The 12,011-nt window shown below is 71.9% G+C and carries 12 protein-coding genes; 5 read left to right on the top strand and 7 right to left on the bottom strand.

Translation table 11 applies throughout. The annotated features are described in order from the left end of the window. Positions 1 to 141: 141 nt before the first annotated feature. On the top strand, positions 142 to 918 hold the full coding sequence (locus QO011_RS20065) for a VOC family protein (protein WP_307275464.1): 777 nt from the start codon (positions 142 to 144) through the stop codon (positions 916 to 918). Positions 919 to 924: 6 nt separating this feature from the next. On the opposite strand, the gene QO011_RS20060 is transcribed toward QO011_RS20065, so the two are convergent. Beyond that, entirely contained in the window at positions 925 to 1,848 is a 924-nt protein-coding gene (locus QO011_RS20060; protein WP_307275461.1) for a LysR family transcriptional regulator, read from the bottom strand. Between the two features lie 111 nt (positions 1,849 to 1,959). Here QO011_RS20060 and QO011_RS20055 point away from each other — a divergent pair, with 111 nt between their 5' ends. Both QO011_RS20055 and QO011_RS20050 read left to right on the top strand, forming a co-directional pair. Next, positions 1,960 to 2,706, top strand: a complete 747-nt coding sequence (locus QO011_RS20055) for an SDR family NAD(P)-dependent oxidoreductase (RefSeq protein WP_307275458.1) — start codon at positions 1,960 to 1,962, stop codon at positions 2,704 to 2,706. A 161-nt stretch (positions 2,707 to 2,867) separates the two neighbouring features. After that, entirely contained in the window at positions 2,868 to 3,809 is a 942-nt protein-coding gene (locus QO011_RS20050; protein WP_307275455.1) for a hypothetical protein, read from the top strand. A gap of 69 nt (positions 3,810 to 3,878) precedes the next feature. Here QO011_RS20050 and QO011_RS20045 read toward each other — a convergent pair whose 3' ends face one another. The 4 genes from QO011_RS20045 to moaA all read right to left on the bottom strand — a co-directional run bounded on the left by QO011_RS20045 (position 3,879) and on the right by moaA (position 7,931). Then, entirely contained in the window at positions 3,879 to 4,664 is a 786-nt protein-coding gene (locus tag QO011_RS20045) for an enoyl-CoA hydratase-related protein (protein ID WP_307275453.1), read from the bottom strand. Between the two features lie 57 nt (positions 4,665 to 4,721). Next, complete coding sequence (locus QO011_RS20040; protein ID WP_307275448.1) at positions 4,722 to 5,603, bottom strand: DMT family transporter; 882 nt, start codon at positions 5,601 to 5,603, stop codon at positions 4,722 to 4,724. A 100-nt stretch (positions 5,604 to 5,703) separates the two neighbouring features. Next, positions 5,704 to 6,873, bottom strand: coding sequence for an N-methyl-L-tryptophan oxidase (solA, locus tag QO011_RS20035; protein ID WP_307275446.1), 1,170 nt, complete (start codon positions 6,871 to 6,873; stop codon positions 5,704 to 5,706). Positions 6,874 to 6,902: 29 nt separating this feature from the next. Next, positions 6,903 to 7,931, bottom strand: coding sequence for a GTP 3',8-cyclase MoaA (gene moaA, locus QO011_RS20030; protein ID WP_307275443.1), 1,029 nt, complete (start codon positions 7,929 to 7,931; stop codon positions 6,903 to 6,905). 135 nt (positions 7,932 to 8,066) lie between these two features. Here moaA and QO011_RS20025 point away from each other — a divergent pair, with 135 nt between their 5' ends. Beyond that, on the top strand, positions 8,067 to 8,441 hold the full coding sequence (locus QO011_RS20025) for a gamma-butyrobetaine hydroxylase family protein (RefSeq protein WP_307275440.1): 375 nt from the start codon (positions 8,067 to 8,069) through the stop codon (positions 8,439 to 8,441). 2 nt (positions 8,442 to 8,443) lie between these two features. Here QO011_RS20025 and QO011_RS20020 read toward each other — a convergent pair whose 3' ends face one another. Further along, entirely contained in the window at positions 8,444 to 8,818 is a 375-nt protein-coding gene (locus QO011_RS20020) for a hypothetical protein (protein WP_307275438.1), read from the bottom strand. 189 nt (positions 8,819 to 9,007) lie between these two features. Between QO011_RS20020 and QO011_RS20015 the strand changes: the two genes are divergently transcribed. Further along, positions 9,008 to 11,215, top strand: coding sequence for an NHL repeat-containing protein (locus QO011_RS20015; RefSeq protein ID WP_307275436.1), 2,208 nt, complete (start codon positions 9,008 to 9,010; stop codon positions 11,213 to 11,215). A 23-nt stretch (positions 11,216 to 11,238) separates the two neighbouring features. On the opposite strand, the gene QO011_RS20010 is transcribed toward QO011_RS20015, so the two are convergent. Continuing rightward, positions 11,239 to 11,832 (bottom strand): L,D-transpeptidase, encoded by a 594-nt coding sequence (locus QO011_RS20010; protein WP_370881986.1) that lies wholly within the window; start codon positions 11,830 to 11,832, stop codon positions 11,239 to 11,241. Between the last annotated feature and the right edge of the window lie 179 nt (positions 11,833 to 12,011).

The following is a 12,011-nucleotide window of genomic DNA, read 5'->3' as shown; positions in this document are numbered from 1 at the left end:
TGAGAGCGCCTTCGGGCGGGTTTATGCTCGCTCCGCAGGAACGTCGCCAACCGGTCCGCGTTTTCCGTGCGGATCGGACCGCCGGGCATCGCCGCACGTGGCTATGACCCGCTTCGAGGCCATCCAACAGGAGGAACGACCATGTCCGGTTATCACGGCAAGTTCGTCTGGTACGAGCTGATGACCACCGATGCCAAGGCCGCGGAGGCTTTCTATGGCAGCGTCGTCGGCTGGGAAGCGCGGGATTCCGGCATGCCCGGGATGGCCTACATGCTGCTCCATGCCGGCGAGGCCATGGTGGCGGGCCTGATGGCCATGCCCGAGGAGGCCCGTCAGGCCGGCGCGCGCCCGGCCTGGACCGGTTATGTCGCGGTCGACGACGTCGATGCGGAGGCCGAGCGCTTCAAGACCGAAGGCGGCGCCGTCCATCACGGACCCGCGGACATTCCGGGCATCGGCCGCTTCGCCGTGGTCGGCGACCCGCAGGGCGCGGTGATCGCGCTGTTCAAGGCGGCCGATCCGGAGCAGGCGCCGCCGCCGGTCGCGCCCGGCACGCCCGGTCATGTCGGCTGGCACGAGCTGATGGCGGGCGACGGGGCGAGCGCGTTCGAGTTCTATGCCCGGCATTTCGGCTGGACCAAGAGCCGGGCCATGGATATGGGCGACATGGGCGTCTACCAGCTCTTCGCGCGGGACGGCGAGGACATTGGCGGCATGATGACCAAGCCGCCGCAGGTGCCGGCGCCGTTCTGGCAGTATTATTTCAACGTCGACAGCATCGAGCCCGCGGCGCAGCGCGTGCGCGAGGGCGGCGGCCAGATCCTCAACGGGCCGATGGAGGTGCCCGGCGGCCAGTGGATCGTGCAGTGCATGGATCCGCAGGGCGTGATGTTCTCCCTGGTCGCCCCGGCCGGTTGAGATCGGTCAGTCCCGGCGGGCGCTTCCTGCGCCTGCCGGGCGTGCGCTTCCCGTGCCCGCCCCGCGCCAGGCGCCGAGCAGGCGCGCTGCCGGGCTGCGTGCCGCCAGCGGCATGTGCGCCAGGGCGACCGGCCAGGTCGGCACGCCCTCGGCGGCGAGCGGACGGAACGCGGCGCCGGCGATCGTCAGGTTGCGGGCCACGGCGGCCGGCACCAGGGAGGCGCCGACGCCGGCCGCCACGAGCGCGAGGGTCGCCAGCATGCTGGCCGGCGCCTCGGCGATCGTGCGGGGCGCGAGTCCCCGGGTGCGGAACAGCGCCAGGATGGCGTCGTGCAGCGCCGGGCCGTCCCGGCGCGGGAACAGGATCAGGCGCTCGCCCAGGGCCTCCAGCGACACCGGGCCGTCCGGCGTCGCCGCTGATCCCACCGGCATCGCCGCCACGACCGGCTCGTCGGCGACCACCGTCACCTGCAGCCGGGCCGGCGCGTCGAAGGGCGGCGTGACCAGGCCGATGTCGAGGCTGCCGTCGGCGAGGCCGGCGAGCTGGTCGTTGGTCGAGGCATAGACGGCGCGCACCGGAATCGAGGCCTGCGCCGCCGCCTGCAGCAGCGCCGGCAGCACCTCGAACAAGGCGACCGAGACCACCCCCAGGCGCAGCGGCGCCGGCGCGGTGCCGACGGCGCGGGCGAGCGCCGCGGCCCGCTCGGCCGCCGCGACGGCGGCCCGTGCCTCGGGCAGGAAGGCCTCTCCGGCCGGGGTGAGCGCCACGTGCTGCGTGGTGCGCTCGAACAGGGTGACGCCGAGGTCGCGTTCCAGGCGCCGGATCGACTGCGACAGCGGCGGCTGGCTCATGCCCAGCGCTGCGGCCGCCCGGCCGAAGCTTCCGGCGTCGGCCACGGCGAGGACATGCCGGTAGCGTGCGATGTTCATATCGAACCGATATCAAGTGAGGCTTCATCGATATTAGATCGATGCGATCTCCGGCGCTATGCCGTTGCGGTCGGTCGCCGTCGCGACCGCCGAGCAACGGGAGCCCACGCCATGGACGGACTGCTCGCGGACCGCGTCGCCCTCGTCACCGGCGCTTCCTCCGGCATCGGCGCGGCGACGGCGCTGCGCCTCGCCGCTGCCGGGGCGCATGTCGTGCTCGCCGCCCGTCGCCTCGATCGGCTCGAGGCCCTGGCGGCTGGGATTGCCGGGCAGGGCGGCTCCGCCTCGGCCTTGCCGCTCGACGTCGCCCACGACGCCGATGTCGCCGCCGCGGCCGGGACGCTGCGCGACCGGCACGGCCGACTCGACATCCTGGTCAATGCCGCCGGGGTCATGCTGCTGTCGCCGGTGGCGGAGGCCGATCCGGCGGAGTGGCGGCGCATGGTCGAGATCAACCTGATCGGCCTGATGCAGGTGACCCGGGCGGTCCTGCCGCTCATGCCGTCCGGGCACGGCCATGTCGTCAACATCGCCTCGCTCGCCGGGCGCATCGCCAATCCCGGCGCATCCGGCTATGCCGCCACCAAGTTCGGCGTGGTGGCCTTCTCCGAATCGCTGCGGCGCGAGCTCGTCGGCCGGCGCATCCGCGTCACCGTGGTCGAGCCCGGCGTGGTGGTGACGGAGCTGCAGGAGCACGTCACCCATCCCGCGGCGCGGGCGACGCTGCTGGAGCGCATGGCGGCGGTCGAGTCCCTCGAAGCCGAGGACGTCGCCGCCGCGGTGTTCTACGCCGTCTCGCAGCCGCCGCGTGTCGGCGTCAACGAGATCCTGCTGCGGCCGGCGGGCCAAGAGCGTTGAAAGGCCGCGCCGGGCGCTCGCCGGCTACCGCCGCTTCGCCGCATCGGCTATGAAGCGCCATCGCGGCGCTCCGGCGCTGGACAGGGAGGGGCGACGACGTGGCTCCGCGCACCGCCGGCTCCCCGCCGCCCCCCGTGCTCGCATCGACCGCGGACGGGATCATGCTGCCGGTCATCGACGTGAGCCATCCCGCCTTCACCGTGCCGGACGGGCCGGAGGCCGTGGAGGCGTTGCGGCATGCACACGACCGCGAGGAGCGCCGGCGGGCGCGCATGCCCCGGTTCGTCCTGCGCCTGCTCTTCGGCCACGCGGCCCGGCGCTCCCGCCTGGTGCAGGCCCTGGTCAATCCGCAGAGCCCGGTGCTGGGCGGCCTGCCCACCTATGTGATGAAGCTCGGCGAGGCCAATCTGGTGCCGCCCTTCGACCGGCCGATCGACCGGCGCCTGGCTGCCGCGCCCCTGGTCGCCTCGATCCGCATCCGGCTGCAGCAGCTCGCGGGGATGATGGCGGGTGCCCTGGCGCGGGACCTGGCCGCCGCGCCGGACGCGCCGCTGCACCTCGTCGATATCGGCGGCGGTCCGGCGATCGACAGCCTCGACGCCCTGATCCTGCTGCGCCGCGACCATCCCGGCCTCATGTCGCGGCCCGTCACCATCCACGTGCTCGACGCCGACAGCGCCGGCCCGCATTTCGGCGCCAATGCGCTCGCCGCCCTGCAGCGGCCGGGCGGTGCCCTGGCGGGCACAGCCGTCTCGCTGCGCCACCAGCCCTATGACTGGACCGATGCCCGGCCGCTGGCCCGCCTCCTCGCCGAGATCGCGCCCGGCGCCGTGGTGGCGTCGTCATCGGAGGGGGCGCTGTTCGAATATGGCGACGATGCCAGCATCGTCGCCAACCTCGAAGCCCTGCGCGGCGCCGCCTTCGTCGCCGGCACCGTCACCCGCGCCGACGACCTCACGCGGCGCATGGTCGCCGGCAGCCGGTTCCGGCTGGTGCCGCGCGGCCTCGAGGGCTTCGCGCCGCTGGCGGCGCGGGCCGGATTCGCCATCGTCGAGGCGCGGTCCGCCGTGCTGAGCGACCAGGTCCTGCTGCGGCTGGCCTGAAGCGTCGTGCGAGTGGGCGGACTGCCAAGACTCGCACAGATGCGTCGAAAACGCGCTTTGCTCCAGGCCTCACCGCCCCTCGAAGCGTGGCGGCCGCTTCTCGCGGAAGGCGGCGACGCCCTCGGCGAAGTCGTGGGAGAAGCCGGCCTGCTTCTGCAGCCGTGCCTCGACCGCGAGCTGGGTGGCGAGGTCGTTGGTGGCGCTCGCCAGCACCGCCTCCTTGATCAGCCGGTAGGCGAAGGCGGGGCCGCGCGCCAGGGCCACGGCGAAGGCCGCCACCTCGGCGGCAAAGACGGCGTCGTCGAACAGCTTGTGGACCAGGCCGAGGCGCAGCGCCTCCTCCGCGGGCACCGGCTCGGCCGTCATCATCAGCGCCAGCGCCCGCTTCGGCCCGACGAGACGCGGCAGCAGCCAGGTGCCGCCGGCATCCGGCATCAGCGCGATCCGGGCGAAGGCTTCCTGCAGCATGGCCGAGCGCGCCGCCAGCACGATGTCGCAGGCGAGGGCGATGTTCATGGCGGCGCCGACCGCCGGCCCATTGAGCGCCGCGATCGTCGGCTTGGGATAGGTGGCGAGGGCAAGGACCAGGGGATTGTAGTCGCGCTCGAGCGGGGGCCCGAGATCGACGCGCCCCTCGCCGTCGCGCGGCAGGTCCTCGGTGAGGTCCTGGCCGGAGGAGAAGGCCCGGCCCGCGCCGGTCAGCACCACCGCCTTCACGCCGTGGTCCACCGCCGCGGCCGCCAGGGCCTCGCGCAGCTCGGCATGCATGGCGGCGTTGAAGGCGTTGAGCTTGTCGGGCCGGTTGAGCGTCAGGGTGCGCACGCCCTGCAGGGTCGTCGATTCGATCGTGGTCATGCGATCCTCCGCAGGCAGGCTATCACGCGAGGGCGCCGACGCGACATCGCCCCGCGGTCACGGCCGCTGCCGCGTCCGGCGCCGGTCGAGGAAGACGATGGCGAGGCCGCTCGCCAGGATCAGGGCGATGCCGGCCAGCGCCGGCGTGTTCGGCACTTCCCTCCAGATCGCGAAGCCGGCGGCGAGCGCCCAGACGGTGAAGCTGTAGTAGAACGGCGCCACCGCGCCGGCCGAGCCGGCCCGATAGGCCAGGAAGATAGTGCAATGGCCGAGGGTCACGAACAGGCCGGAGAGCATCAGCATGCCGAGGCCACCCGGATGCGGCATCACCCAGTCCTCCGTCAGCGTCGTGGCGATGCCCGCCACCACCATGACGATCAGGATGGTGGCGAAGGTCACGACGAAAGCCGGCACATGGGCCGGCACGCGCTTGCCGACGAGGTCGCGCAGCGCCACCGACACCGCGGTGCCGAAGGCGAGGACGGCGTAGAGCGACAGGCCGCCCGGGCCCGGCTGGGCCACCAGCACCGCGCCGGCGAAGCCGAGCAGGACCAGGGCTGCCTTGGCGGGGCCGATGCGTTCGCGGAAGACCAGCCAGACCAGGCCGATCATGATCAGCGGCGCGGTCTGGCCGATGGCGACGACGTCGGCGATCGGCATGTGCACGAGCGCGACGATGTAGCACAGCACGCCGACCGTCTCGATGGCGCCGCGCAGCAGCGAAGCGCGGCTCAGCGCGCCGGCGAGGCCGCGCCAGTGGCCCGAGGCCGCCAGCAGCGCGCCGCAGCAGATCGCCGCGGCGGCCCCGCGCAGGAACAGCACCTCGAAGGGCGGCAGCTCGGCGGCCGCGAGCTTCATGAAGCTGTCGTTGACGACGAAGAAGCCCGTGGCCAGCACCATCGCTGCGATGCCGCGGAGATCGGAAGCGGGGGAGGGCATGGGTGCTACGCAGGCGGCGGGGACAGCTTGCGTAGCGTCAACCGACCGTTGCGGTCAAGCCGCGAGCGCCGGCTTGCAAATCTCTGCCGATATCGTGAGATCAGGCAGAGTTTCCGAACCCGTCCCGTTCGCGGCGCTCGGCAAGCCTGCCGAGGGAGAACAGCGAAAGGTCGAAGCGGCTGCGGCCCGCGGTGGCGAGGTCGGCCAGCACCTCGCCGACGGCGCTGGCGAACTTGTAGCCGTGGCCGGAGCAGGGCGAGGCGACGATCACCTGCGGATGATCCGGCAGCGTGTCGATGATGAAATGCTCGTCCGGCGTCATGGTGTAGAGGCAGGCCTTGAGCCCGAGCGTGGTGCCCGCGGCCGCCGGGATGTAGCGCTCCAGGCACCGGCGCAGCACCGCCTCATGGGCCGGCGCCGGCTCGCGCGTCGGCGTGTCCGGATCGAAGGGGTCGCCGCCCCAATGCGGCGAGCCGAGCTTGAAGCCGGGATGGCCCCAGAGCGGGAAGCCGTAGAAGCCGCCTTCGTCCACGTCCAGGGTGAACGCCGGGAAGCGGTCCATCGCGAGGAGCTCGGGCTGCAGCGGCGCGAACCAGCCCAGCGACTGGCGCACCACGCTGGTCACCGGCGCCAGCGCCGGCACGATCTTGCCGATCCAGGCGCCGGGGGAGAGCACGAGGCGCCCCGCCTCGTAGGTGCCGCGGCCGGTGCGCACCCGCACGCCGCCCTCGGCGGTCGGCTCCCAGTCCAGCAGCGGCTCCTGGCCGCGGATCTCGGCACTGTCGGCCAGCGCCAGGCCGACATGGGCGAGGATCGCCCGCTCCGAGGCGACGAAGCCGCTCTCGGGCTGGAACAGGGCGATGCTGTCCTTCGGCAGCCGGAAGGCGGGATAGCGCCGCTCGACGGCGTCGCGGTCGAGCAGGGTGTGGGCGAGGCCGTGGTCGAGGCAGGACTGGCGCGAGCGCTCGATATGGTCGCTGGTCTCGCCGGCGATCTCCAGGGCGCCGGTCTCGAAGAACAGCGGCTCGCCGATGCGCTTGCCCGTCTCGATCCACAGGTCGCGCGCCCGCTGCACCAGCGGCACATAGGCCGAGCCCTCGAAATAGGCGAGACGCAGGATGCGCGTCAGCCCGTGCGAGGAGCCCATGGCATGGCCGATGGCGAACTTCTCCAGCCCGAGCACCCGCTGGCCGCGGCGGGCGAGCTGGTGGCAGGCGGCGGCGCCCATGCCGCCGACACCGACCACGATGACGTCGTAGGTCTTGCTCATCTGTCGCTGCCGGAAGACATGCGCGGCGCTCAGCCGCCGGTCACGCTCATGTGCCGCCCGACCGCCGGCTGCTTCGTGCGGCGGTCGATGACGAAGTCGTGGCCCTTGGGCTTGCGCGAGATCGCCCGGTCGATGGCGGCGTGGAGCGCGTCATTGCTCTCCGAGGCGCGCAGCGGCGCCCGGAGGTCGGCGGCGTCCTCCTGGCCGAGGCACATGTAGAGCGTGCCGGTGCAGGTGACGCGCACCCGGTTGCAGCTCTCGCAGAAATTATGGGTCATCGGCGTGATGAAGCCGAGCCGGCCGCCGGTCTCGCGCACCCGGACATAGCGGGCCGGGCCGCCGGTGGAATAGGGGATGTCCTCGAAGCTGAAGCGGTCCATCAGCTGGGCCCGCAGCACCGAGAGCGGCAGGTACTGGTCGACGCGGTGGCCGGTGACGTCGCCGAGCGGCATCACCTCGATGAAGGTGAGGTCCATGCCGCGGCCATGCGCCCAGGCGATCAGGTCGGCCGCCTCGCCCTCGGTCATGCCCTTCAGCGCCACGGCGTTGATCTTCACCTGGAGGCCGGCGGCCTGCGCCGCGTCGATGCCCTGCAGCACCTTGCCGAGGTCGCCCCAGCGGGTGATGGCCTTGAAGGCCTTGGGATCGAGCGTGTCGAGCGAGACGTTGACGCGCTCGACGCCGTAGCCGCGCAGCTCGGCCGCGAAGCGCGCCAGCTGCGAGCCGTTGGTGGTCAGCGTCAGCTCCTCGAGGCGTCCGGTGTCGAGATGGCGCGACAGCGAGCGGAACAGCGTCATGATGTCCCGCCGCACCAGCGGCTCGCCGCCGGTGAGGCGCAGCTTCCTGACGCCCTTGGCGATGAAGGCCGAGCAGAGCCGGTCGAGCTCCTCGAGGGTCAGGAGGTCCTGCTTGGGCAGGAAGGTCATGTCCTCCGCCATGCAGTAGACGCAGCGGAAATCGCAGCGATCCGTCACCGACACGCGGAGATAGTCGACCGTCCGCCCGAACGGGTCGACCATCGGCGTGGCAGATGCGGTTTCCAAATCGTCGAAGTGCATAACGATAAGCTCGATCAATCGCTCGCAGCCTAGCGCACCGCGCGGCGGCGTCAAAGCCCACAGCCGACCCGGACCGCTTGCGGAGCGACGCGTCCTTCCCTAAGTGGCGATCAGTTCCGGAAAAGGAAGAGCCCCGTGACCGCAACCGCCTGGCCGACCGAGCTGCGCCTGTCCCAGGACAAGCGGACGCTCACCGTCTCCTTCGACGACGGCGCGCGCCATGCGCTGCCGGCGGAATATCTGCGCGTGATGTCGCCGAGCGCCGAGGTCCAGGGCCATACCGCCGCCGAGCGCAAGACGGTCGGCGGCAAGCTCAACGTGACGATCCTCTCGGTCGAGCCGGTCGGCAACTACGCCGTGCGCCTCGGCTTCGACGACATGCACAATACCGGGCTCTACACCTGGGCCTATCTCGCCGAGCTCGGGACGCAGCACGACCGCCGCTGGGCCGAGTACCTGGCGGAGCTGCAGGCCAAGGGCCTGTCGCGCGAGCGGCCCGGCCAGCGCTGAGCTCAGGCCAGGGCCTTCAGCGACGACATCAGGCCGTCGATCTGGCTCTGCTGCTGCGCCGCCTTGGCGGATTGTTCCTGCATGACGCGCTTGTAGACGATCTGCGCCACCAGGTTCTCCTCGCTGGTGAGGTTGTCGGCGACATTGCCGTAGAGCGAGGAGGACAGGGCCTCGTTCGAGATGAAGGTGCTGGAGCTGGAGCTCGAGCCGCCGGTGAGCATGGCGCTCAGCGTGTCGGCGCTGCTGGCGGAACCGCCGAGCGAAGCGACCAGCGTGGAATTCTGGCTCTGGAACGTGTCGTAGGACGTGGACCGCTTGGCGCTCCACGCCTGCATCTGGTCGTAGGCCGACAGGCTCGAACTGACGCCAATGCTCATCCCATGCTCCTTCGGGGCCCAGTCTAGGGGACGCTTCCTAACCGGAGGTTACGAGCCCGTTTCGCAGGAACCCGGAGGCTGTAACCCCAGGCACTGACATGACGGAGCGTCATCGTCGCTAATGCGGCCATCTCCTCGGGCAAGGACCCGGCTGGGCCCTTGGCCGGGCGGCCGGGGCAGGAGGACCGCATGGCCGCACGACTGACCAAGCCGCTCGTCGTTCCGGAATATGGCAACGGGCTGATCAAGCTCTACACGCCCGATCCGGTGAGCGGCGCTCCCGCGGTCAACCCGGCCTATACCGTCGACATGCAGGCGGTGCTCGACACGCTCTTTCCCGGCCAGGGCCGCCTCGCCAGGCCCAATTGCTGCAAGCTGCGCGGCGCCGACCTCTTCGTCGCGCTGAGCTCGGAGAATGCCCAGGCCGTGCTGAAGCTGCCGGGCTATCTCGTCGACCCGGCGGCGGCCAGGGCGCAGGCCTTCGTCTTCACTCTCGACGGCAGCGACTATGTCGGCCTCGCCTTCGACGCGGCCGGCCATCTCTACACCGCCGAGGGCAGCTATGACGACAATGCCATCGTGCGCTATGGCGGCGCCGACGCGCCCTATCCCGGCGCCGGGGCGGCGGCCGGCAACACCTATGCGGCGGGCAGCAAGGTGACGCTCGGCAATGCCGGCGCGACCGCCTATTTCGCCGACCTCGCCTTCGATGCCGCCGGCAATCTCTGGGTCACCGACTATCGCAACCACCGCCTGGTCGCCTTCGATGCCGCAGGCCTAGCCGGCGCCGGCGGCTACCACGTCCTGCCCGACATCCCCGGCCCGCTCGGCGTGGCCAACACCGACCCGGCCCTCGCCGCGCCCGCATCCCATCTCTTCGCCGAGCCGGAGGGGCTCGACTTCGACGGCTTTGCAGCCGATGCCGGCTTGTGGGTCGCCAACAACAACGACGGCAACGGCGCCGGCGGCGTCCAGACCGCCCTGACCACGCTGGTGCGCATCACCAAGCCGCTGCGCGATGCCGTGCTGGCCACGGCGGGCGGCACCAGCCTGCCGGCGGCCCAGCTCCAGCCGAACGTCAACTGCTTCATCTACCAGGTGCCGAACGGCGCGGCCGGGCGTCCGCAATTCGGCGGCCTGCAGGTCGACAAGGCGGCGCGGCGGCTCTACGTCAACGAGCAGGTCGGCGGTGGCGGCCGCGCCTACGACCTCGCCACCGTCACCGCGACGCCCGCCAATCCGGCGGGCAGCCTGCTGCCGATCACCAGCACCAATCCCGGCAATGGCGGACTGGCGCTGCTGGAGCTCGGCGCCTTCGTCGCCGACGGCGCCGCCGACCAGGGCCTGGAGCCGGACGCGACCGGCGCCGTCGCCTGGGAGAGCCCGGCGATCAGCCTGACCCAGGCGAATGGCGGTCCGCTGGCGGTGTTGCCGGCGCCCGAGGACGTCCGGGGCGGCCAAGCCTGCTATCTCTATGTCGAGGTGCGCAACTGCGGCGCCACGCCCACTGCCGGCATCGAGACGCTCGAGCTGCGCTGGGCCAAGGCGAGCGCCGGCCTCGGCTGGCCCAAGCCTTGGGACGGCAGCGTGTTCGACGCCCCGCCGCACCAGGCCTCGCCCATGGGCGGCGTGGTCGCCACGGCGGTCCCGATCCTGCCGATTCCCGCCTTCGGCTCGGTGGTGGTCGGGCCGGTCGCCTGGACGAGCGTGCCGGACCCCGCGCTGTACACCGTGCAGGACGGGCATTTCTGCCTGCTCGCCCGCATCGTGACCCAGGGCCTCGGTGCCGCCGGCATGAGCTTTCCGGAAGGCGGCGACCTCCTCGCCAACACCCTCAACAATGCCCGCATCGCCTGGCGCAACATCCATGTCCGCGACCAGGCCGGCCAGATGATGAAGAGCGCCGGCGTGATCGCCGCCAATTTCGGCGCCTCGGCGATGAAGGCGCGGCTCGCCTTCACGGTGATCGACGAGCGCGGCCAGGCGGTGCGCAGCCCGGCGGGGCGGCTGTGGATCGATGCGGCGGGAGAGTTTCGGGCGGCCCTGGCCAGGAGCTCGCTCGGGCCGGCCCTGCGCCCGGAGGGGCCGGTGGCCCTGCCCGACATCGCCGTCGGCATCACCGGCCTGCCGATCCCGCCGGGCGGCAACGTCACGCTCGCCGCGGACTATGCGCCGGCGGTGGCGGGCGAATCCTACGCGTTGCGGATCAGCCAGTTCGCGGCCACGGCCGCCGGCGAACGCCTGGTCGGCGGCCAGACCTTCGTCAACGGCATCGTCGCCGGCTTCCCCGTCGCGCCGCCGGCACCGGCAGGCGGCGAGGGCCGCATGCCGCGCTGGCTATGGTGGCTGCTGGCCGCGCTGATCCTGCTGGTGCTCTGGTCGCTGATCCGGCGATAGGAAACGCCGCAGCGGCAGCGCGGTCAGCCGCGGATGACCACCACCTTGGTGCCGACCTTGACCCGCTCGTAGAGGTCGGTGACGTCGTCGTTGGTCATGCGGATGCAGCCCGACGACACGGCCTGGCCGATGGTCCTGGGCTCGTTGGAGCCGTGGATGCGGTAGAGCGAGCTGCCGAGATACATGGCGCGGGCGCCGAGCGGGTTGGTCGGGCCGCCGGCCATGTGGCGCGGCAGGTCCGGACGGCGCTTCAGCATCTGCGGCGGCGGGGTCCAGTCCGGCCATTCCGCCTTGCGGGAGATCGACTTGACGCCGCCCCATTCGAAGCCGGGCCGGCCGACGCCGATGCCGTAGCGCATCGCCGTGCCGTCGCCGAGCACCAGGTAGAGCCGCCGTTCGGGCGAGTTGATCACGATCGTGCCCGGCGTCTCGCGGCCCGCATAGGGGACGACCTCGCGCTGGATCGGCGAGGTGCCGGCCGGCGTGGCGCCGCCGCCGCCGAAGGAGCGCGCGAGCTCCTCGCGCAGGACCGAGAAAACATCGTTGCCGGCCTGCGCCGGCGCGCTGGCCGCCAGGACGGAGAGGCCGACCGTCAGGGCGGCGAAGGTGGTGAGGATGCGACGCATCGAAGCTTACCCCAGTCTGGCCGCGGATCACGGTCCGGCGGCGCATCGTGACAGATGTTGCGGCGGGCCGCGGCGTCGCCGCCACGGCCCGTCGGCTGTCCGAACGATAAAATGCGGCGGTAAACAGATTGCCGTGCGTCAGCGCACGCGCCGCACCGGGGTGGAGCGCC

It is taken from the genome of Labrys wisconsinensis, from assembly GCF_030814995.1.
Taxonomy (GTDB): domain Bacteria; phylum Pseudomonadota; class Alphaproteobacteria; order Rhizobiales; family Labraceae; genus Labrys; species Labrys wisconsinensis.
This window is presented reverse-complemented; position numbering and strand designations above follow the sequence as displayed.